Consider the following 22,161-nt stretch of genomic DNA (forward strand, 5'->3'; position numbering starts at 1 on the left):
TTATTAAATAAGCACATCTCAGAACCGTGCGGTGCCGCAGACTTTTGCGGCACCGGTCTAACCCGCTGAATCGGTGCGGTTATTCCATTTTATAGAGAAATGTAAAATTTCTGCTGCTGTTGCGCTGCCTTTTCCAGCGCCTCACACGGGGTAAATCGCTCGCCATATTGTTGCTTAAGGCGGTTTAATGTGTTCAGGACGTGTGCTGCGCCAAGCTGGTCGAGATAGCGAAACGGCCCTCCCAAAAACGGCGGAAATCCAATCCCAAATACCGCACCAATATCGCCATCGCGTGGCAGGCGAATCACCTGTTCATCCAGACAACGCACCGCTTCGTTCAGCATCATCATTACGCAGCGTTCAGCGATCTGTGCTTCATCGAGTTTTGCCGCCGCTTTTACCTTCAACAAGGTATAGATCGACGTGTCGGGCTTTTTCTGTCTGCGATCCGTGCCATATAAATAGAAACCTTTGCCGTTTTTGCGCCCTTTTCGTCCCTCTTTTAACACAACGTCAAAAGCGTCGGGTGCCGCAAAACGCTCGCCATAAGCCTGCTGCAAAATCGGGATGATTTTACTGCCAACATCGATGCCTACTTCATCCAGTAGCTGGATCGGCCCAACGGGGAAACCGAATTTCACCAACGCACGATCAATATGATCAATCGGCTCACCTTCAAGCAGGCAACGCATCGCTTCATTTATATAGGGCGCTAAAATACGGTTAACGTAAAAACCCGGTTTATCGGCCACCACAATGGCAGTTTTGCCTTGCTTGCGCGCCAGCGCCACGGTGCTGGCCAGCGTGTGTTCAGACGTTGCTGCGTGCGGAATCACTTCAACCAACGGCATTTTGTCCACCGGGCTAAAATAGTGCAGGCCGATAACGTTCTCGGGACGCTGCGCGTTTGCCGCAATATGAGCAATCGGTAATGATGAGGTGTTTGACGCAAAAATAGTGTGCGGCAGACAATGCTCTTCAACTTCGCTGACCATTTGCTGTTTTAAAGCCAGATCTTCGAAAACCGCTTCGATCACCAAATCACGCTGAGAAAAGCCCTGATAATCGGTGCCGCCGGTAATACGCGCCATATGCTGATCGCGCTGCGCTGCGCTGAGATGGCGGCGTTTTACCTTGTTGCTCAACAGCTCCCAACTGGTTTGCAGGGCATGATTAACGCCAGCAAGATTGATATCTTTGATACGCACCGGCAAACCCGCGTTGATAGCGCTGACGCTGGCAATGCCGCCGCCCATCAAGCCGCCACCTAATACGCCAACACGCTGAATGACCCGTGCTTCAGCCTCTCCGCCACGCTCTTTTTTCAACGCTGTCGACGCGAAAAACAGGCTACGCAGAGCCGCAGATTGGGGACTCATTGCCAGTTCGCCAAAAGCCTGCGCTTCAGCGTCATGACCGGCGCGGCTGCCCTGCTCCAGCCCGATTCGCACGACATCGATAATCCGTTTTGCTGCAGGATAATTGCCGTGCGTTTTGCTTTCGGTTTGGCGTTTTGCTAGCGCAAACAGCGCCTGGCGGGCAAGCGGCCCTTGTAACAAACGATCGCGCATCGGCAAAATGCGGTGATTGCTCTTGCCTTGCTTCACACGTGCAATCGCGGTTTCGAGCAGGATCGCCTGCGGCACAACATCATCAACCACGCCAAGCTTACGCGCTTGCTTAGCGCGCAACGTTTTACCGGTCAGCATCAGCGGCAGCGCCTGTTGCACGCCGATCAAACGCGGCAGACGCTGTGTTCCGCCTGAGCCGGGAAGTAAACCCAGCTGCACTTCTGGCAGCCCCAGCCGGGTTTTATCATCCAGTGAACAGATGCGCGCATCACAGGCCAGCGCCAGTTCAAGACCGCCGCCCAGGCACGCGCCATGAATCGCCGCCACCACAGGAAAAGGCAGCGCCGCGATGGATGCCATCACTTCCTGGCCTTGTCGCGCCAGCGCTTCGGCTTCCTGCGCCGTCTGGCAGCGATCAATCATGCTAATGTCTGCACCTGCAATAAAGTTGTCTGACTTACCCGAGATCAGCACCAAGCCTGCCAATTGTTTATTGCGGCGTGCCTCACCAATAATGGCCGCTATCTGCGCAGCGAATTCTGCCTTTAGGGTATTCATCTTTTCGCCAGGCACATCGATAGTGATAATGCCAACGTGGTCGAGGCGCATCTGCAAATGAAAAGCGTTCTGTTCCATTATTCGACCTCCAAAACCATAGCCGCACCTAATCCGCCCGCAGCACAGGCGGTCACTAAGCCTAAGCCGCCACCGCGTCGCCGCAATTCCTGCAAGGTTTGAGTGATCATGCGTGCGCCGGTGGCAGCGAAAGGATGCCCATACGCGATAGAACCCCCGAGCACGTTGAAACGTTCTTCATTGACCTCGCCTAAGGCGTGAGGACGATTAAGTACGTCACGGGCGAAACGCTCATCGCGGAACATCTGCAAATTACTTAAGGTTTGTGCGGCAAAGGCTTCGTGCATATCTATCAGGGTCAAATCATTCAGAGTAATACCGGCGCGATCCAGCGCCAGCGGTGAAGCGTAAGCTGGGCCGAGTAACATATCTTGCCAGACATCAATGGCAGTAAACGCGTAGCTGCGCAGATAGCCCAGCGGTTTAAGCGAGAGCTCACGCGCACGCCCTTCTCGCATCAAAACCACCGCAGCAGCGCCATCGGTAAGCGGCGTACTGTTGGCCGCAGTCACTGTGCCATGCTGACGATCAAAGACGGGACGCAAACGTGCATAATCTTCTGCTTTGGCATCCATCCGCACCGTGTTGTCTTGATCAATCGGCGCTTTCCACGGCGGCACAAAAGCGGCCATCACTTCTTGATTCAGCACGCCTGATTGCCAGGCTTTTGCAGCGCGCTGATGCGATCTCAGTGCTAGCGCATCTTGTGCTTCACGCGTAATGCCATGGCTTTTTGCCATTTGCTCTGCTGTGTCACCCATGCGTAGCCCAGTTGAAAATTCCGCTACCGCAGGCGGTACTGGCAGTAAATCACGCGGACGCAAGCGACGCAGAATCTGCAATTTTTGCGAGAAGCTGCGCGCTTTGTTCATATCCACCAGCGCCCGCGCCAGGGTTTTACTCACGCCAATTGGCAACACTGACGAGGAATCTGCGCCGCCAGCAATGCCCGCCGAAATCGTGCCCGCCAGTAAACTTTCCGTAACGTTAGCGACTGCCTGAAAACTGGTCGCGCAAGCACGGCTGACACTGTAAGCATCGGTATGAACACTTAAGCCGCTGCTGAGAACGATTTCACGGGCGATGTTAGGCGCTTCCGGCATCTGTACCACTTGGCCAAACACCAGTTGCTCAATCACTTCAACCGGCAATTCGCTACGCGCCATCAGTTCGCTTATCAGCATGCGGCCTAATTCTACAGCGGGAATGCCATGAAAGCCGCTGGCCTGGCGTAAGAAAGGCGTGCGTAATCCGTGGGTTATGGCGATGCGCTCACCATCACGCGTCAGCAATGACTGCGCTTTACTCATTGTTTTCACCTGTGAATCGGGACCGAGGCATCATTGCCAAAAGAGGTCTGACCTGCTCATCAGTGTTAACCACAAGCGGTTCTGCCGCCAATACGGAAAGGATAAATTTGCGAAGGGAAACACGAAAATGAAAAACGCCGCACAGGTTGCGGCGTTGGAGAGGATTAGCGCAAACCGAGTTGAAAAATCATGGTTTCGGCCTGGCAGGAGAAAGTAAAATCAATATCAAGTTTTATGCCGCCTGCTTCTTCTGTGAAACGGGCATTAATGTCACAAGGTTCTGATTCAATTTGACGTGCTTTATCGCTGAGATATTGTAATTTTTTGTCAGCATCAGCCCGTTGCGAAAACCATTCTGACCAGGTTGCGGTGCAATCACTGTTATCCATGACGGTGCCGACATCGACACAACAGCAGGCTGCGGTTTCGGTTGCGCTACATTTTTTAATGGCATCAGTCATCGTTTTCTCCTGACGATTAATTCGTCGAGTTGCGTAATTTTACGCCCAAAATTTTACGCCTTCGGTATACTTTGCGCCATGACACTCTCGCTAAGTGACGAATATCACAATAAAATTTGATCCAAAACAAATTTGAGAGATTATGCTGCGTCTGTTATTTCTGGTTTTGTTAAGTAGATCGAAATTCCATCGATCAATTTGGAAATATTTCAAAAACAATATTGCAACATACACACAGGTCAGACCTATACTTGCCGCACTGGTCTGATAAGTGCGTTTTATGTCAGACCCTGGAATCCGCCGACCCTTGTTACGCGAATTTACAGCGTTAAATAATAATTCACATGAGGTTGTGGTCATGAACCATAAAAACCTGTTTGCAAAGTCAGCCGTGGCGGCTGCAGTAGCACTCGTCTCTTCACACGTTTACGCAGCTGGATTTCAATTAAATGAGTTTTCTTCTATTGGTTTAGGACGCGCATATTCTGGCGAAGGCGCAATGGGTGATACCGCCGCATCAGCCAGCCGTAATCCGGCCACTATGGCACTTATGGATCGCCCCGCTTTTTCAATTGGCGCAGTCTATATAGCACCTGATGTAAACATCAGCGGTACCAGTCAAAGCGGACGCAGCCTGGATGCGAATAATATCGCCCCTAATCAATGGGTGCCGAATATTCATTACGTACAACCCATTAACGATCAATGGTGGATTGGCGCATCCGCAACCTCCAATTATGGATTGGCGACCGAATTCAATGACGGTTACACCGCAGGCGCTTACGGCGGTAAAACGGACTTGTTGACCGGCAATTTCAATCTCAGTACAGCGTATCGTTTAAATGAACACTTCAGCTTCGGTGTGGGTTTTGATGCGGTTTATGCCAAAGCGAAAATTGAACGCTATGCCGGTGAATCTGGCCCGGCGCTGGGCGTGCCGGCAAATACGCAAATTGCTCATCTGAAAGGTGATGAATGGGGTTACGGCTGGAATGCCGGTATTTTGTATGAAGTGGATCAAAATAACCGCTTTGGCTTTACCTACCGTTCAGAAGTTAAAATCGACTTTGATGGCGATTACAAAAGTGACTTGCCAACCTACGTCAACGCTGTGAATCAGGCGCGTAATTTAGGTCTGCCTTACGCAACAGGCGGCTCTACGATTCCGGGTGCGTTAACCTTGAATTTGCCTGAAATGTGGGAGCTTTCGGGCTGGCATAAAGTGGCGCCACAGTGGGCGGTGCATTACAGCCTGGCGTATACCAGCTGGAGTCAATTCCAGGAGTTGAAAGCCACTGGCTCTAACGGTCAAACCCTCTTTTATAAAGATGAGAGCTTCCGCGATGCCTACCGCCTGGCTTTAGGTACAACCTATACCTACGATGAGAACTGGACGTTCCGTACCGGTATCGCCTTTGATGACAGCCCGGTTCCGGCTGATAAGCGTTCTATCTCCATTCCCGATCAAGATCGCCTGTGGCTGAGCGCGGGTACTTCTTACGCGTTTAATGAAGATGCCTCGGTTGACGTCGGTATTTCCTACATGCACGGCCAACACGTCACGGTTAAAGAAGGGCCGTATACCTTTAATTCTTCAGGTAAAGCCTGGCTGTATGGTGCGAACTTTAACTATAAGTTCTGATACCTTTCTTCATCCAAAAGAAGCGATCAAAAAAGGCGACTCAATGAAGTCGCCTTTTTATTTAATACCGTTTTCGGTCAATTCATCGCGTGCGAATAAACCTATTGCGAATCAATGTCACCTAAATCGTCTTGAATCGCTGCTGCATTTGGGTTCTCTTGCGGTTTCAGCTTGCCACCGTTTGCCAGGAAATCGTGGCGCTGGAAATAAGCGTTACGAATAAAGGCATAAGGATCGTTTTGCTGCTTGAGAATCGCATCGGAATCCAGTAACTGCGCGCGCGTCTCAATACCTTCCAGCGTCCACTTACCGATCGACATTGGCCAGGTTAGCCAACCCAGCAGCGGATAAAGCGTATCAACATAGTCACCACCATCCTGACGGATAGTGAAGCTGCCGTAAGCGGGTAACTCAACATACGGGCCATAACCTACGCCGTAACGACCCAATGTCGTCCCGAAACGGTGCGGCTCTTCACGCGCCAACGCCGGGTTCGCCTTGCCCGCTACGTCAATGAATCCACCCAAACCTAACACGCTGTTCAGAAAGAAGCGGGTAAAGTGAATGCCTGCATCGCGCGGTTCGCCGACCAAAATGGCGTTGACCATGCTAGCCGGTTCTTCCAGGTTACCGAGGAAATTACTTAGTCCAGTACGCGCAGGCACTGGCACATAATCACGCCAGGCAACCGCAACAGGGCGTAAGACGTAAGGATCCAGCACGTTGTAATTAAAGTTAAACATCGTGCGGTTAAAGCCTTCAAACGGATCGCTGCGCTGCGCAGGCTCATCGTTGTTATCCGGCTTTGAACTGGCACAACCCACCAGAAGTACACTGGCCAAAACCAAACTGGTCAGGCGGTAAACCATTTTTATCTCCCTGTGCGGATGAAAAATGTATCGCTTCAGGGCTGCTGCTGATTAATCTCCACAGCCATGTTCTGATGACCGTCCCAAGGTGTTTTCTCGCTCAGACCAAACCAATCACCTGACTGCGGATTGGCACTACCATCGCGGGAAATACGCACTCGAACTTGCACCTGATGCTGCGCCGAAAGCAGGCGATCTGGCATCATAGCGTTGCTGTCATCCAGCGTCAGCGATAACGGGAAGTGGCTTAGCGGCATACGCTTAACGGCCACAGGCACCGGTGAAACACCGTCAGAAACAGAAATATACATGACTCCGCCCTGCGGTAACATTTTTTCTGCCTGCGGAGAGAGAGTAACTGTCAGTGCCAGTTGGATATTTTGCTGTCCTGCGTCCGTTTTTGCTTGTTCAATGCTGCGTTCGATCATGGTACGACGATGATCGTCAGCCGGTATCAATTTCAGCATAGTTTGCCAGGCACCAATCGCCTGAACATATTGCTGTTGCTCAAACGCATTAAACGCCAGCAGGCTTAACGTACGCACATTACTGTGATCGTCTTTAAGCAGATCGCGCAGAATTAAACCCGCCTGACGGTTATCCTGTGGATCGCTGGAGCGGGTTAATACCTCAGCATAGTCTTGTTTCAAATCGATATTATTAGGCGCGAGCTGTAAAGCATGCTCAAAAGCCTGGCTGGCGGTAGTGGCATTATTCAGCACCATGCCGAGACGGCCCAGCATGGCCCAATCATTCATATTATTAGGTTCAGATTGCAACGCACTGCGCAGCCCTAGTTGCAGTTGCGCCAGCTCCTCCATGCTAAGCGGCTGAGCTTGCGGATCCATGACGCGTGCGCGCAGTGCGGGATACGCTTGCTTTACTTGCATCCATCCACTTGTCTGCGCCAGCCCACCCGTTTTCAGATAAGTGCCCAGCGACACGGCAATCAGCACTATCACGCCCGGTAAAAGTACCCAGCGGCTGCTGCTGTGAGCCTGTGCGGCATCGTTATCTGGAATATCGGTCAACAGCGTTTGTTGCAGCTCGCGCTCCATTACTGGCCGCTCGGCCACCACACCTTGGGCTTCATCCTGCGCCAACTCATCCAGTCGCTGCTGGTAAAAATCTTTGTTCAGCTGATTGCGTTCGCCATCACTGGCCAGACGTTGTCGCCAACCGGCACCGATAAACAGCGCGCACGCTGCCAGCAATAACAGTAAAAGGGTGATCCAAAATGCATTCATTGCGGCTTCCTGTCTGACTTCAAAATCGCGTCAAGACGCTGCTGTTCGCTTTCGTCCAGTTCGCTTTCGCTGCGCGAATTGCGCTGGCGACTGCGCAGAATAATCATTAATCCACCCAGCACCACAAACAGTGCGGGCCCCACCCACAGAATAAGGGTTGAAGGCGTGACCGGCGGCTCATAGGTCACAAAGTTACCGTAACGCGCCACCATGTAATCAATAATCTGCTGACGGCTTTGTCCCTGCTTCATCAGCTCATACACCTTCAAACGCATGTCTGCAGCAATCATCGCGTTTGAATCGCCAATGCTGTTGTTCTGACATTTTGGGCAGCGTAGCGAGGCGGTTAAATCACGGTATTGCTCTTCCTGCGCCACAGAATCAAATTTGTAGGTATCAATAGCCGCCCACAAGCTGATGCTAAATAACATTCCGCAGATCAGTAATACGAGACGTTTCATACTCCCGCCTCCTTGCTGTATTTGATCCACAGCGGCTTCACTTCTTGCAGCCAGACGCGATCGTTCATATCACCCGCGTGGCGATAGCGAATGATCCCTTTGCCGTCAATAAGAAAGGTTTCAGGCGCGCCATACACCCCAAGATCGAGACCGAGCATACCGTTGCCATCATACAAACTCAGCGCGTAGGGATTGCCCAACGTGTTGAGCCAGGTTACCGCTTTGTTGCGATCATCTTTGTAGTTCAGGCCAACAACGCGGATGCCCTGCTCCGCCAGCGTATTCAAATATTGATGCTCAGCGCGACAGGTTGGGCACCATGTTGCCCAGACGTTGAGCAGAATCGGCTTGCCATCCGTTAGCACGCGCTGGTCATACATCTTGCCTGGCTGGTCGAGCGCTTCGAGTTTGAACAGCGGCACCGGCTTGCCAATCAAAGCTGATTCCAGCCGAGTAGGATCGTCGCCCTCTGCGTTTTTCGACAATTGCCACAACAGCGCAGCCGCCAGCAGCAGAAATAATACTAAGGGAATAAACAGGATTTTCTTGTTCATGCCAGCTCCTCGCGTTTGGCTTTTTTACGCGAGCGATAGCGCGGATCAAACAAGCAGAACAGGCCGCCCACCGCCATAAACACGCCGCCGTACCAAATCCAACGCACGAAGGGTTTGTAATAGATGCGCAGCGCCCAGGAACCGTCATCTAACTGTTCGCCTAACGCGGCATAAAGATCGCGACTCATGCCGCCGTCAATGCCGGCTTCAGTCATCATGTTACGTGAAGCGGTGTAAAAACGTTTTTCTGCCTGCAGCATCGCTTCCGGCTTGCCATTGCGCGTAACCTCGATGGTTCCGACGCCGCCGCTGTAGTTTGGCCCTTCAAGATTCTGTACGCCACGGAAGATAAAGTGATAACTGTGGATGTCCACGCTGTCGCCAGCATTCATACGCACGTCGCGCTCGACGCTGTATTGGGTGCTAAAGGCAATGCCGATGACCGTGACGCCTACGCCTAAATGGCCCAGCACCATGCCCCAATGACTGCGCGTTAGATGGCGCAACCCAGCAAAGAAGCGGTGACGATGCGTAGCACGTTCATGCAGTTCCATCAGCGTCAGAACAATAATCCATACTGACATCAGCAGACCCACAACAGTCATCGCTTCAATACGATTTTGCAATAACCACGGCATGAAGATTGAAAAAGCCAGCGTCACGATCAGCGCCAGTGCCAGTCGCTTCGCCAGTTTCTGTGGCTCATCACGACGCCAGCGCACCAGCGGCCCGATGCCCAGCATCAGCGCTAAAGGTGCCATCAACCAAGTGAACATTGTGTTGAAGAAGGGTTCACCGATTGAGATGCTGCCAAGGCCAAGCTGCTTGTGAACCAGCGGTAACAGCGTGCCCAGCAATACCACCAGCATCGCTGCAATCAATAATACGTTGTTCCCCAACAAGAAGGATTCGCGGGACCAGGCTTCGTTTTGTACCCGGCTGCGCACCTGGCCACCTTTGATTGCGTAGAGCAGCAGTGAACTGCCGATCACGATCACCAAAAATGCGAGAATAAACATGCCACGCGCGGGATCGGACGCAAACGAGTGAACCGATACCAGTACGCCCGAACGCACCAAAAACGTGCCCAGTAGGCTAAGAGAAAAAGCCGTGATTGCCAGCAATACCGTCCAGGCTTTAAAGGTGCCACGCTTCTCCGTCACCGCCAGCGAGTGCATCAATGCCGTGCCCGCCAGCCATGGCATAAACGAGGCATTTTCAACCGGATCCCAGAACCACCAACCGCCCCAGCCAAGTTCGTAATAGGCCCACGCAGAACCGAGTACGATACCAATAGTCAGAAACACCCACGCAGCAGTGGTCCATGGACGTGACCAGCGCGCCCATGCGGTATCGAGTCTGCCTGCCATCAGTGAAGCAATGGCGAAAGCAAAGGCCACCGAGAAACCGACATACCCCATATAGAGCAGCGGCGGATGGAAGATCAGCCCGATATCCTGCAGCATTGGATTAAGATCGCGCCCATCAATCGGAAAGTCTGGCAGCGTGCGGGTAAACGGATTTGAAGTCAGGATGATAAACAGCAGGAAGCCAAGATTAATCATGCCCATCACCGCCAGTACACGTGCCAGCGCGTCCTGTGGCATGCCTCGACTGAACAGCGCAACTGCTAATGTCCAGGTGCTGAGCAGTAAAACCCACAACAGCAGCGAACCTTCATGTGCGCCCCAGGTAGCGGCGATGCGGTAGTAGACCGGCAGCAGCGTATTGGAGTTGGTTGCCACGTAGCCGACGGTGAAGTCGTTAACAATAAAGGCGTAAACCAGCACCATAAACGCCGCCGCGATAGCGGCAAAAAGTCCGTAAGAGAGCGGACGCGCCATGGCCATCAGCCGGGCATCCTGACGCAATGCACCCCATAAAGGATAAACGCTCAGCAGCAGAGAAAGGCCTAAAGCCAGACAGAGCAGGAAACTTCCAATCTCTGGCATCATGACTGTTTACCCGGCTGTTGATACATTGACTGCGGGCCGTTGTGATTCTTTTTCATTGCGTCTTCGATTTCTGGCGGCGTGTATTTCTCATCATGCTTAGCCAACACCTCTTTGGCATTCACGAGGTTGCCCTCCTCCAGCACACCCTGGGCCACCACGCCCTGCCCTTCGCGGAACAGGTCAGGCAGAATACCCTCAAAGCTGACGCTGACCACGCCATTGGCATCGTAAAGCTTAAACGAAACGGCAAGTGATTTTGGATCACGCTTCACGCTGCCCGGCATAACCATGCCACCCACGCGCAAACGCTGGCCCGTTTCTGGCTTTTGGCGAGCTTCGCCTTTGCCATACAGGATTTCGCTTGGGGTATAAAACAGGTCGATATTGGAACGCAGCGCGTACATTACCAGCGTGGTGGCGAGGCCAAGTCCGACCAAAATCGCCACCACAACATAGAGGCGATTACGACGACGGATATTCACATTTTTTCTCCTGCCGCTTCAGTGACGGCTTTTTTCGTTTTCGCCGCACGGATACGGCGCTCCCTGGATTCACGCTGGCGAATTTCCGTCAGCAAACGGCGGCGAAGCAATAGCGTGTGTAACACCAGGCCCGTTAAAGGAATAACGGTGAAGACCACAGCCAGCCAGACATAAAAGGCGTAGCCGCCCATGGCAAAGAACGCTTGCCAGGAATTGAATGCGGGCATCATGCTTTGCGTCCTCCCTTAGCGATATCAGCGACCCAAGGACGATGACGTTCCGTTAACAGAATCAGGTTACGCAAACGCATTAACGTTAAAGAGGCGAACACCAGCAGATACCCAATGATTGACCAGCGCAGCGGTGTGCGCATTTCAGGCGCGATTGCCTGCTGCATCATGCCCGATGAGCCTTGGTGCAGGGTATTCCACCACTGGACAGAGAAATGAATAACAGGAAGATTGACCACGCCTACCAAAATCAGGATCCCAGCTGCACGTCCGGCAGTACGACGATCGTCAAAGGCGTGATAGAGCGCAATCACACCCATATAAAGGAAAAGCAAAACCAGTTCGGAAGTGAGGCGTGCATCCCAAATCCACCAGGTTCCCCACATTGGCTTGCCCCAGGCGGAACCGGTGACCAGCGCAATAAAGGTGAATACCGCACCCACCGGTGCCATTGCCGCCGACACTAAATCGGCCATTTTCATCTGCCAGACCAAACCGATAAAAGCGGCAATCGCCATGGAAGCATAAACACCCATCGACCACATGGCTGCGGGAACGTGAATGTACATGATGCGGAAACTGTCACCCTGCTGATAATCCGCAGGCGCATAACCGAATCCCCACACCCAACCGAATAGCAGCGTGGCGATTGCCGCCACTGCGAACCACGGCACTAAGCGACCGCAGAACTGATAAAGCCGCTCAGGCTTCGCCAGTTGATGTAACCATTTCCACATGATGAATTGCTCACAGTAAAGATAAATTCGTTATCGACACGTCTAAGGCGTGCGCGATTTAATGCAGCGTAATGCGCAGCGCTGCGGCGGTAGCAAAAGGGGCCAGGGTGGCGCTCGCCACCAGCATTGCGCCAAGAATTGCCAGATAACCGCTGATAGGTAATCCCTGCCCTGCCGCATCAATCGCTGCGCTGGCAAAAATTAAAACGGGAATCGCCAGCGGTAATACCAGCAGGCTAAGCAACACGCCGCCGCGACGCAGTCCTACCGTTAATCCGACGCCAATCGCACCCAAAAAACTCAGGGTTGGCGTTCCCAGCAGCAGGGTCAGCGCCATTGCGCTCCAGCCGCGAAAATCCAGCGATAACAGCAGCGCCGCCAGCGGTGATAACACAATCAGCGGCAAGCCAGTGACCAGCCAGTGGGCAATGACTTTGCCAACCACGGTCAGCGGCAACGGCGTGGGCAACAGCAATAACTGTTCCAGCGAACCATCCATAAAGTCATCGCGGAACAAGCGCTCCAGCGCCAGCAGCGAGGCCAGCAAGGCAGCCACCCAGGCGACACCCGGCGCGATGCGCGCTAACTGTTGCGGATCGGGCCCAATGCCCAGCGGGAACAGCGTAATCACAATCAGGAAAAACCACAGCGGGTTAATCACTTCTGCGCCGCTGCGAAAGGCAATACGCAGCTCGCGCTGGATAACACGGATTAGCATCACGTCACTCCGCACCGCTCAGGCGAATCTTACGCACGCGTGCAAGGCTGTCTGGCAGATCCTGATGCGTGGTCAGAATGACCGCGCCTCCGTTATCGGCATGTTGAGCAAATTTCGCCATTAATTTTTCTACACCCGCTTTGTCGATGGCGGTTAACGGTTCATCTAAAATCCACAGCGAAGCGTGACTTAACCATAATCTGGCCAGGGCCACACGACGCTGTTGTCCTGCGGAAAGTTGCGCCACCGGCACCTCTTCGTAACCCAGCAATTCAACGCTTTCCAGTGCATCAAAAATTAGCTCGTCATCGCAATCGCGATGGTAAAAACGCAGATTTTCCAGCGGCGACAATACCGCTTTTACGCCAGGATGATGGCCGAGATAAAGCATCGCCTGATGCCATATTTCGCGCTGTTGGCGAATAGGCTGAGATTGCCACATTACGTCGCCCTGCTCAGCGCGGCTTAATCCCGCCAGCAGACGCAACAAAGAAGTTTTACCCGCGCCATTCGGCCCTTCAATTTGCACGATATCGCCTGCCGCCACGGAAAACGTCAGCCCATGAAAAAGAGCACGCTCGTCGCGGACGCAAGAAAGATTAATGACTTCCAACATGAAGGGGGAATCGCACCAGATAAATGAGGCGCGAATAATACCACAATGATGCTGTGGGCCGAAGTCTGAGCGGCCACCGCGTCCTACCTCAAAGGGCGTATTCGTGCGCATCAGATCAATAACTGCCCAAAAATCCAGCAACGTTAAAACCTTGTTACCCTTATTCGCGAATGCAGTTACATTTTTGATTAGCAAAAAACGTCTACGCTTATTACGCGTTGGCATTGTCACCAGGAGAAAATATGAAGGGTTCATCAGGTATAGATCACGGCCATAACGATGTTGATAGCGATGAAAAAGAAGAAGGCACCGATATTGAAGTAGATGAAGAAGCACTCCCTTCCCGCGCCGCCGCCATTCACGAAGAGATACGTCAGGATGGCGAGAAAGAGCTAGAACGCGACGGTATGGCCTTGTTGTGGTCAGCGATTGCCGCCGGTTTATCAATGGGTGCATCACTGATGGCCAAAGGGATTTTTCAGGTCCATCTCGACGGCGTACCGGGTGCATTTCTGCTCGAGAATCTGGGTTATACCTTCGGTTTTGTGATTGTCATTATGGCGCGGCAGCAGCTTTTTACTGAAAACACCGTTACCGCTGTTTTGCCTGTGATGCACAAACCCACGATGAGCAATGTTGGTCTGCTGCTGCGTTTGTGGGGCATCGTGTTGCTCGGTAATCTGATTGGCACAGCATTAGGTGCGTTAGCCTTTACCGAAATGCCCATTTTTGATGATGCAACGCGTCAGGCATTTACCGTCATTAGTCAAAAAGTGATGGAAAATACGCCGGGTGAAATGTTTGCTAATGCCGTTATTTCCGGCTGGATCATCGCCACCATGGTATGGATGTTTCCCTATGCAGGTGGAGCTAAATTGTTTGTGATTGTCATGATGACGTGGCTAGTGGCGCTCGGCGACCTGGCACACATTGTGGTAGGTTCGGTTGAAGTGCTTTATTTAGTGTTTAGCGGCGCTATTGAGTGGCAAGCGTTCTTTTGGCCTTTTGCTTTACCTACCCTGCTGGGCAATATTACCGGCGGCACATTGATTTTCGCCCTGATCAGTCATGCTCAGATTCGTAATGATATGAGCGAAACAGCCAAAGCTAAGATGCGAGCAGAAAAGAAAAAAGAGGAGAAGCGTCGCCAGAAACAGCAGTCTGAAGGCTAATTGTCGATGGAATGAGCAAACGCACCTCGGCGTGGTTAATTTGGCGCATAACTGCGCTATACTGCCCGCCGACGTCTCCTTAGTTAAATGGATATAACAAGCCCCTCCTAAGGGCTAGTTGCAGGTTCGATCCCTGCAGGGGACGCCATACCACGGTTCGCCACCTTCCGAAGTCGTTTGCCAAACCCTACTCACAAAGCACTCCCTCATAAATAGCAGTTCGCCATAGTTCGTTGACAGCCTGTCTTTTGCCTGGGCAAATTCTGGGTAAGAAATTTTACCCAATGCTCACCATTAAACAAACAGACGCGGCTAAGCCGAAAGATAAGCCCTACAGGGTTTCAGACGGTAATGGCCTGTACCTTTATGTGTCTGCATCAGGCAAAAAAATAACGAACTGAATCACTGATAATTCTTAGCACCGTTTTTATTCCGATAAGTTCTGTTTTATCTCAGCATAACGGGCAGTCAATTGTTTCAGATGCATCTCCAGTTGAGCCTTGGCAGCAGCAGGTAAAGGTACTCCAGCAGGGTTTTCTGACAATACCCGCAGTTGCTCCTCAGCCGGTATGGCCTGATTAAACGACTGCATAGTTGAAAATACTACTGACTTCAGTTCACTGACCGTCATGTATTTACCCTTCTGCTCATCAAGCCCGTTTAGCCTGTCACTCAGTTTCTGTAGCATTGTCATTCCCTGATACCAGCCATTCAGCTGCTCTGTTGGCAATGCGACAGCACTAAGCTGTTGTTGCCAATGCTGTATCAGGGGCTTAGCCTGTTCCGGCCACAGAGTCTGAGCCTGTTCTACAAGTTGTCGACTGTAGTCAATATTCCAGTCAGGAGGAAGCTGGTCCAGCAGGGCAAGCTTCTGCTGTGTTTGTGCAATTACTGTTTGTGGAAGCGGCGATTGATGACGTATCACATCCAACTGTGCAGGCGTGAGTGTTGCGGGTAACGGAGCCAGTGAAGCAGCAAACTGAGTCTGTAGCGGGTCTGACCGGTGAAGATACTGCCAGCTCCACACTGCGACTATGCTTATCACCAGCATGGAACACATCCCGGCAGTGAAAGATTTCCACTTTTTTACCGGTGCAGGTATTGCCGAGAGTACTTCCACATTTAGCTGTTGTTCCGGCTCCGCCACATACACCCACTTCACCGCATTGTTCGGCACGTTTTTCTCTGCATCTGGAATGCCTGGCAGTGTATCAACGGATGTTCCTGGGCTATTTATACCCGTTGTGGGGAGTACAACACCGGGTGCACCAGTACCAGATGCACCGACACTGTTGTTTTCCAGCCGGACAGCACTGTTATGCATCAGAGTACGCAGCGTGTCGAGCTGGCTCAGGTGCTTAAGCTCCAGGCGCTGCAGTACCTCCCCCAGACTGGTAAGCAGTTGCTCCACCCGATACAACTGGCTGAGGTCGCTGTAATTTAGCGGGAGCGAGCGCATCAGTTGCTGTAGACGCTGACTCAGACTGCTGAGGATTTCCATGCGGGCATGTACTGGCTGCGGCCACAGCGTCCCCCACTGATGGCTTAACAGCGCCTCCAGTATCGCCAGACCCTCGCTCAGACCGAGCAGACCGGCTTGTTGCGTACGGGCCAGCGTGTACCAGGCCGCTGTCTGTAACTCCACACCATTTTGTTCAAACAGCGAAAGACAAAGTTTTTCGGCATAACGCCAGTTCACATCCGGGCGCGCCGGATGCGTCAGTTTGCTCAGTTCTTCGCGCAGGGCGGTATAATCCGGAAGCGTGCGTGGGTCGCCACCGGTTTTTATTTTACGTGGGGGGATGTCATTCATGACCAGTTGTCCATTTGACGTACCAGGAGCTATTGAAGGTTATCGTTTATGCGGCTTCGCTTTCTGCATAGTCGAGACTCTGCAGATACTGCAGTGCCATTGGGTCAGCAATGTATTCAACCCGCCCGTGGTGACGTTCCACCTCGTTAATGATTTTGCTGAGCTCTACGCGGAAAAACTCTTTACGTAAGTTAATCCTGTTGATGCGGTAACGTTCCAGATGGTCGTGCAGCGTTTTCTCCAGAGCTGGCGCCAAAGAAGGTAGCAATAATTCCGGCTGGCGTTGATACCGAATCAATAAAGCGCTCATTAACGTTAATCAGTGCTCTTACCGCGACGTAAATCCCCCAGGCGATAAAGCCAAGAATAACCAGAATTACGCCCAGCGCATTATCATCTTTTTTTCTTCGTGCCACGCGTTATTCCCTTAATTTTCATTTGCATTTTTTGTGTCTGTTTAGCCGCTATTGCGCACTATGATTAAAAGGCCTGCTGGTCAATAAGCTGCTGTTGTTTCAGGTGCCGCAGCAGTATTTTCCCCTCAGGCATAAACTCCGTGCCATAACGCACCAACCCGAAGCCTTTCAGCTCTGCGTCGATGGCGTAACGTAATTCGCCGGGCTGAGTCTGCTCCAGTATCACCACCTCAACGTTTTTCAAGCGCGGCTCGTACTTCAACAGTACGCCTGAAAGCGTACCCATCAACTGGTGGGCCGTACCCGGCATGCCCTGCAGGATTTTCGTCATATCCGGCAGGCCATAATCGGGGAGATGGGCCAGCGTACCGGCACGGCAGTTGAGGATGCGCTGCATGTTATCGAGAACGGACAAAATGACTTGGTTTTCTTCGCTGACCTGATGTAAATCGAGCTCACCGATGAAGTTACCGTACAATATCTCGTACAAAGACGGGCGCGGCATGTCAGTCATCCCTCACGGGTATGAGCGTCAGGCGGTTATCACCCGCTTCGATGATGCGCGGCTTATCCGGGTCAAGCTCATTGCGGGAGAGCACCATCCGCCAGGTGTTATTCATGGTGTCAGGGGACATAAACATCCCCGCTACCCGCGATGGCAGGCTCGCCTCGAGCAGGTTATCGAGCAGCGTCAGCAACGGCGGGAATACCTGCTCCGGCGCTTCATGCCGGTAAACCGGAATATCGGCGGCGTCATGCTCCAGTGAGAACGTCAGCAGACTGCCCACCAGACGGGCCAGTTCGCGATACAGCAGTTCGGGGTGACGGGTGGGATTTTGTAGCAGTTCTGCCAGTACCGGCTCAGCGCTGTTCAGGGCATTCAGCAACCAGAACAGAGAAACATCCGCAACGGCAAAGTCGGCCATCCGTTCGTTGCTTTCACGCCGCATAGCCATCAGGCGCTGGCGTCGTGCCTGAAGGCGTTTATAAATGTCACCCAGTTCCGCTATCAACAGCGGGCTCGCGGAAAGAGAAAGCAACGGAGGAATGAAGGTCAGATCCCGACTCCATTGCCCCTGAGCATTGCGCACGAGGCGTGTTACCGGACAGGTCAGCCAGGCGGCATTTTCCTGTGTAGACAACCTTAGTGTCATCGCATGGCGAAGGATGGCCAGTTCGCCGCGTTCGTTTCCGGCCAGTTCCTGCACCGGCACCCGCTCGGCTTTCCACCTGCGGGGGCGTTCACTGTCTCTCCCGTCATCAAGATTGCCGCCGTTGGCACTCAGCAACGGCAGCGCCAGTAGCACTTCTACGGTATCCTGCGCCTGTGCGGCGGACAGATCACAGACCGGCGGCAGATTGTCCGACAGGTCGGTATCCACCAGCGTGCCATCCGCAAATCGCACCACCAGATGGGTGGCATTGAGGCGGGACAAGGCCAGTCCGGCATCATCAAACGAAGCGGCCACCACGCCCCAGGGGTGAGCCAGCCCCATACGTGCGACCGTGTCGGTCACATGCGCATCCCACAGCGCCTGCTGCTGAAACTGTTGTGGGGCCAAAAAGGCCCCGTCTTCCCACAGTGGACGATAAATTTTCATCGTTTTCTGTCTATGCCTTAGCCTTCGGCATCTGGGAAACCAGCGACAGGTTGACGTCCATGCCTTCAACCTGGAAGTGCGGGATCGCATACAGTTTCACGCGGAAGAAGCCCGGATTATCGTCAATATCCTCCACGGTCACTTTCGCATCGCGCAGCGGGTGTGACGCCTGAAGTGAATCGCCCGGATCGGTCATTTCAGTCACCAGCGTGCGTACCCAGGTGTTTAGTTCCAGCTCCAGCAGACGACGGTCTTTCGTCGTGCCGATATTTTCACGCTGAATAAGCTTCAGGTAGTGCGCAATACGCGACAGCAGGAAGATGTACGGCAAACGGGAATTAATACGGCTGTTAGCCGTCGCATCCGCCGTGTCATACAGCGTCGGCTTTTGCGCGGAGTTAGCCGAGAAGAAGCAGGCGTAGTCGCGGTTTTTGTAGTACGACAGCGGGATAAAGCCGAGGTTGGCGAATTCAAATTCGCGGGTTTCCGGGATCATAACTTCAGACGGGATCTTCACCTGATTACCGGTGCCCAGGTCATACAGGTGGATCGGCAGGTCCTGCACCGCACCGCCGGCCTGCGGGCCGCGAATCTGCACGCACCAGCCGTTGCTGATGAAGCTTTTCACCATATTGGCTGCAAAGGCAAAGGAGGCGTTGGTCCACAGGTATTTGTCGTGGTCAGGGCCTTTCACCTCTTCAACGTAGTTGAAGCTGCGCACCGGCACAGTGTCCGGGCCGTACGGCAGGCGGCCCAGCACGCGCGGCATCACCAGACCGATGTAGCGGGAATCGTCCGTCTCGCGGAAGGATTTCCACTTGATGTATTCGGCGCGGTCGAAGTAGTTACCAATGTCCTTGATAGCCGCGACCTCTTCCATTTTGTCCTTAAGAAAAAATTTCGGACCCGCAGAACCGATGAACGGCATATGGGCGGCAGCGGACACTTTGGAGATATTACGCAGCAGCGCCATGTCCTGCGCAGAGGCATCAAACTCGTAGGCAGAAATCAGCGCGGCAATCGGCTCTCCGCCCGGAGAATCGTATTCTGCGGTATATGTGTGCTGGTATAATCCGCTCTGAATAATCTCCGGCGCGTCTTCAAAATCCTGACGGAGGTCATCTTTCGACACGTCCAGCAGTTCGATTTTGACGTTCTGACGGAAGTCAGTTTTGTCGACCAGGGACTTCACCCCGCGCCACAAAGACTCAACCTTTTGAAATTCCTGATGATGCATGACTGCATCCAACTGGCGGCTAATCTGAAAATCCAGCTCGGCGATATGGTGGTCAATCAGGGTTTTGTCCAGCTTTTCAACTTTTGAACCCGCTTTGTTCAGGCACTCCAGAAACACCTGCATGCCGGCGGTCAGACGCTCATCGGCCGTCGCATCCGACATTGCCTGGTTGTCCTGCCAGATATCAAGCGCACTCAGCGTTGATACCGGGTTCAGGTTGATTTTTTCAAACAGGGTGGCATACACACCACCTGCTTCCGGGCGATCCGGCACGATACTTTCCCCGCCGGCAGCATTTTCATTTTTCACAAACATCAGCATTTTCTCTTCGTTAATCCGTTAAACATCACGACCGTCAGGCTTGTTTTGGTGCCAGGGCAGACAACTCACTGCGCAGTTCTGCGCTAAGCGTTGGGTCAAGCAGGATTTTTTCCAGCTCTTTGCGGAAGGTCGCGTTGTCCAGCAAGTTAGCCTTCAGGTCGCGCAGCAGATTACGCATGGCAAGCATCGCCTTGAGCTGCGGGATTTGACGGGCTACCTGCTCCGGCTCGAAGTCTTTCATCTGAGCGAAGGAGAGGCTGACGTTTTCCTCACTGCCGTCACCGGCCAGGGTGTTTTCTACAGAAAGATTGACGGAGGGGGAGAATTCGGCGAGCACGCTGTCGAAGTTGTTTTTATTGACGTCGACTTTTTCACGCTCAGACGCCGGACGTTGCTCGGCACCGTTGCTGTAATCGCCCATCACCATCAGTTTGAGAGGTAATTCGACTTTCTTCTGTGCACCGCCGGTATGCACACTCAGTTGGATATTAACGCGAGCCTTTGGGATCTCGGATTGATAGGAATTAGACATGGCTGATCCTGTTCTATGGAGTAATAGAAACGGTCAATACCAGTGAGAAATTAATAAGAACGGCTTACCATCCCAGCACAACCCCCCTGTTCACGTCATCCGACGTGAATCAAAAATCAGGCGTCAAAAGCAAGCACATTCCATTCACCAGCATGCTGACACTGTGTTTTTTGGGTATTTATCTGAAAAGGAAAAATTCGGATAAACCCCTATGGACGGAGTTTAGAAACGTTGGTTATGTGATTGGAAGTAAAATTATGTAACATAATATTTCAAATAATGCATGTGGCAAAAAAAGATCATCTTTCTGATTTATAAGAAATTTCTTACGACACCTCTGCAAGGCCCATGGAATAAGGGTGTGCAGCAAATGATCAATTTGACTTAGGGCTAAAAATTGCACAAAAAACTCAAATCTCATGAGGGAGCTGATTTTTTAGTTTTTTATTAAAAATGAGATCTCGTCCGTTACCGGGTAAACGGAAGATAGCGTGTGACCTAAGAAGCAATAGTTTTTATTTTTTCTTAAGTTAGGCTTATTGATAGTCGCCGGGGAAATCAGAAAGGTTGACGATGTGGCTCGCTCATATCTCTTCCCGCAGTGAGAGATATGAGTCCGATAGACACGGCGCAGAACGCCTGAAGTGCACCGATATTTCTTATCAGCTTCAGCCCATCCCTTGGCGATAAACAGAGGGTGAAACACCGTGAACCTGGCGGAAGCGATTACTGAAGTGACTGGAAGAGTAGAACCCACAGCGTAATGCAATATCAGTAAGTGAAAGCTGCGGCTGTGCCAACAATTGCTGTGCGCGCTGCATGCGGCGACGCATAATAAATTGATGAGGTGCCTCGCCAACGGCGTGACGGAACATGCGGGCAAAGTGAAACTCACTTAAGGCTGCTTCCTGCGCCAGCTCCGCGAGCGTTAAAGGTTGCTCGAGATTCGCGTCAATAAACTCCATCACCCGACGCTGTACCGCTGGCGCCAACCCGCCACGCACCTGCGGTAATTGCCATTGAACGTCACTGTACTGCTGCAACAGATGTGTCAGAAGCAGCGTTGAGGCACTGCTCAGCATGAGCTGGTTAGCGGGCTGTTGCCAGTCGCAGCTCAGCAAAAAATGGCGATAGAGTTGGGTGATACGATCGTCATCGGCGAACACTTTTTGGTCGAGCGTGAGCCGCGCAGGACTGCGATCCCACGTCTGTTCCGCCAGCTGGCGCATCTGCGTTTCGGTACAGTAAAGGTGTACAAACGACAAGTTTGCTCGCACATCCCAGGTGGATTCGGTTCCTGCGGGCATTAAACAAAAGCGATCGGGGCCGCCGCCGTTATGCCAGCCGTGCGGCGTTTTATGCCATGTGTCATAACCGTCGGCAACGTAGAGACTGAGCGTGTGATGATCGCTGAGATTGGTCACCCGCACGCCACGGTTAAACCACGCCGCCAGCTGAACACCGCTATTTAAATGCACCGTATCGCGTAACTGCGCATTGGCGCGTTGCAGAATATCAAACGTCTGGTAGGTGCTCATCGTCGCATCGGTCCCTTAAACACATGCGGTGAGTTTACGGCG

Annotated in this window: 21 protein-coding genes, 1 tRNA gene and 3 pseudogenes; 4 read left to right on the forward strand and 21 right to left on the reverse strand. The window is 52.5% G+C overall.

Going from position 1 to position 22,161, the window contains the following annotated elements:
• Positions 1-89 precede the first annotated feature (89 nt).
• The 3 genes from fadJ to SC127_RS17795 form a co-directional block, all read right to left on the reverse strand.
• Positions 90-2,207, reverse strand: coding sequence for a fatty acid oxidation complex subunit alpha FadJ (fadJ, locus tag SC127_RS17785; protein WP_332627274.1), 2,118 nt, complete (start codon positions 2,205-2,207; stop codon positions 90-92).
• The gene (gene fadI, locus SC127_RS17790) at positions 2,207-3,517 is read right to left on the reverse strand and encodes an acetyl-CoA C-acyltransferase FadI (RefSeq protein WP_215846047.1); all 1,311 of its coding nucleotides are present in this window, start codon (positions 3,515-3,517) and stop codon (positions 2,207-2,209) included. Before fadI ends, fadJ begins: the two co-directional genes overlap by 1 nt.
• A gap of 164 nt (positions 3,518-3,681) precedes the next feature.
• Entirely contained in the window at positions 3,682-3,978 is a 297-nt protein-coding gene (locus tag SC127_RS17795; RefSeq protein ID WP_215846045.1) for a YfcZ/YiiS family protein, read from the reverse strand.
• A gap of 358 nt (positions 3,979-4,336) precedes the next feature.
• On the opposite strand from SC127_RS17795, the gene fadL reads away from it, so the two are divergent.
• On the forward strand, positions 4,337-5,620 hold the full coding sequence (gene fadL, locus SC127_RS17800) for a long-chain fatty acid transporter FadL (protein ID WP_243077493.1): 1,284 nt from the start codon (positions 4,337-4,339) through the stop codon (positions 5,618-5,620).
• Positions 5,621-5,721: 101 nt separating this feature from the next.
• Here the strand turns inward: fadL and mlaA are convergent, their stop codons facing one another.
• The 10 genes from mlaA to ccmA are packed head-to-tail and all read right to left on the reverse strand — an operon-like array spanning position 5,722 to position 13,489.
• Positions 5,722-6,489: a phospholipid-binding lipoprotein MlaA gene (gene mlaA, locus SC127_RS17805; RefSeq protein ID WP_215846041.1), complete on the reverse strand. Its 768-nt coding sequence runs from the start codon at positions 6,487-6,489 to the stop codon at positions 5,722-5,724.
• Positions 6,490-6,524: 35 nt separating this feature from the next.
• A complete protein-coding gene (gene ccmI, locus SC127_RS17810; protein ID WP_332627278.1) occupies positions 6,525-7,736 on the reverse strand; it encodes a c-type cytochrome biogenesis protein CcmI in 1,212 nt (403 codons plus the stop codon).
• On the reverse strand, positions 7,733-8,197 hold the full coding sequence (locus SC127_RS17815) for a cytochrome c-type biogenesis protein (RefSeq protein ID WP_215846039.1): 465 nt from the start codon (positions 8,195-8,197) through the stop codon (positions 7,733-7,735). The genes ccmI and SC127_RS17815 overlap by 4 nt, the downstream gene beginning before the upstream one ends.
• Positions 8,194-8,751 carry a DsbE family thiol:disulfide interchange protein gene (locus SC127_RS17820; protein ID WP_215846038.1) on the reverse strand — a complete coding sequence of 186 codons (558 nt, stop codon included), beginning with the start codon at positions 8,749-8,751 and terminating at the stop codon, positions 8,194-8,196. The genes SC127_RS17815 and SC127_RS17820 overlap by 4 nt, the downstream gene beginning before the upstream one ends.
• A complete protein-coding gene (locus SC127_RS17825) occupies positions 8,748-10,706 on the reverse strand; it encodes a heme lyase CcmF/NrfE family subunit (protein ID WP_332627281.1) in 1,959 nt (652 codons plus the stop codon). Before SC127_RS17825 ends, SC127_RS17820 begins: the two co-directional genes overlap by 4 nt.
• A complete protein-coding gene (ccmE, locus tag SC127_RS17830) occupies positions 10,703-11,188 on the reverse strand; it encodes a cytochrome c maturation protein CcmE (RefSeq protein WP_215846035.1) in 486 nt (161 codons plus the stop codon). Before ccmE ends, SC127_RS17825 begins: the two co-directional genes overlap by 4 nt.
• A complete protein-coding gene (gene ccmD, locus SC127_RS17835) occupies positions 11,185-11,418 on the reverse strand; it encodes a heme exporter protein CcmD (protein WP_243077491.1) in 234 nt (77 codons plus the stop codon). The genes ccmE and ccmD overlap by 4 nt, the downstream gene beginning before the upstream one ends.
• Positions 11,415-12,155, reverse strand: coding sequence for a heme ABC transporter permease (locus SC127_RS17840; RefSeq protein ID WP_215846031.1), 741 nt, complete (start codon positions 12,153-12,155; stop codon positions 11,415-11,417). The genes ccmD and SC127_RS17840 overlap by 4 nt, the downstream gene beginning before the upstream one ends.
• A 58-nt stretch (positions 12,156-12,213) precedes the next feature.
• Entirely contained in the window at positions 12,214-12,873 is a 660-nt protein-coding gene (ccmB, locus tag SC127_RS17845; protein ID WP_243077490.1) for a heme exporter protein CcmB, read from the reverse strand.
• A gap of 4 nt (positions 12,874-12,877) precedes the next feature.
• Positions 12,878-13,489: a cytochrome c biogenesis heme-transporting ATPase CcmA gene (ccmA, locus tag SC127_RS17850; protein ID WP_215848235.1), complete on the reverse strand. Its 612-nt coding sequence runs from the start codon at positions 13,487-13,489 to the stop codon at positions 12,878-12,880.
• Between the two features lie 242 nt (positions 13,490-13,731).
• Here ccmA and SC127_RS17855 point away from each other — a divergent pair, with 242 nt between their 5' ends.
• From SC127_RS17855 to SC127_RS17865, 3 genes and pseudogenes are all read left to right on the forward strand, one after another.
• Positions 13,732-14,661 (forward strand): formate/nitrite transporter family protein, encoded by a 930-nt coding sequence (locus SC127_RS17855; protein ID WP_243077489.1) that lies wholly within the window; start codon positions 13,732-13,734, stop codon positions 14,659-14,661.
• A gap of 73 nt (positions 14,662-14,734) precedes the next feature.
• Positions 14,735-14,809, forward strand: a tRNA-Arg gene (locus SC127_RS17860).
• Positions 14,810-14,945: 136 nt separating this feature from the next.
• A pseudogene (locus SC127_RS17865) lies at positions 14,946-15,053 on the forward strand (Arm DNA-binding domain-containing protein); the annotation flags it as partial.
• 35 nt (positions 15,054-15,088) lie between these two features.
• On the opposite strand, the gene SC127_RS17870 reads toward SC127_RS17865, so the two are convergent.
• From SC127_RS17870 to SC127_RS17905, 8 genes and pseudogenes are all read right to left on the reverse strand, one after another.
• Positions 15,089-16,474 carry a VasL domain-containing protein gene (locus SC127_RS17870; protein ID WP_332627285.1) on the reverse strand — a complete coding sequence of 462 codons (1,386 nt, stop codon included), beginning with the start codon at positions 16,472-16,474 and terminating at the stop codon, positions 15,089-15,091.
• A 46-nt stretch (positions 16,475-16,520) separates the two neighbouring features.
• Positions 16,521-16,727: pseudogene (locus SC127_RS17875) on the reverse strand (GIY-YIG nuclease family protein); the annotation flags it as partial.
• A complete protein-coding gene (locus SC127_RS17880; protein WP_332627352.1) occupies positions 16,666-16,890 on the reverse strand; it encodes a hypothetical protein in 225 nt (74 codons plus the stop codon). The gene SC127_RS17880 and the pseudogene SC127_RS17875, both read right to left, overlap by 62 nt.
• 64 nt (positions 16,891-16,954) lie before the next feature.
• Positions 16,955-17,404, reverse strand: coding sequence for a type VI secretion system baseplate subunit TssE (gene tssE, locus SC127_RS17885; protein WP_332627288.1), 450 nt, complete (start codon positions 17,402-17,404; stop codon positions 16,955-16,957).
• An 88-nt stretch (positions 17,405-17,492) separates the two neighbouring features.
• Positions 17,493-18,491: pseudogene (gene tssK / locus SC127_RS17890) on the reverse strand (type VI secretion system baseplate subunit TssK); the annotation flags it as partial.
• A gap of 10 nt (positions 18,492-18,501) precedes the next feature.
• Positions 18,502-20,049: a type VI secretion system contractile sheath large subunit gene (gene tssC / locus SC127_RS17895; RefSeq protein ID WP_332627292.1), complete on the reverse strand. Its 1,548-nt coding sequence runs from the start codon at positions 20,047-20,049 to the stop codon at positions 18,502-18,504.
• A 34-nt stretch (positions 20,050-20,083) separates the two neighbouring features.
• Positions 20,084-20,581, reverse strand: a complete 498-nt coding sequence (gene tssB, locus SC127_RS17900; RefSeq protein WP_332627294.1) for a type VI secretion system contractile sheath small subunit — start codon at positions 20,579-20,581, stop codon at positions 20,084-20,086.
• Between the two features lie 668 nt (positions 20,582-21,249).
• Complete coding sequence (locus tag SC127_RS17905; RefSeq protein WP_332627297.1) at positions 21,250-22,119, reverse strand: AraC family transcriptional regulator; 870 nt, start codon at positions 22,117-22,119, stop codon at positions 21,250-21,252.
• Between the last annotated feature and the right edge of the window lie 42 nt (positions 22,120-22,161).

Origin of the sequence: Pantoea sp. T14 (genome assembly GCF_036663535.1) — a bacterium.
GTDB classification, from domain to species: domain Bacteria; phylum Pseudomonadota; class Gammaproteobacteria; order Enterobacterales; family Enterobacteriaceae; genus Pantoea; species Pantoea phytostimulans.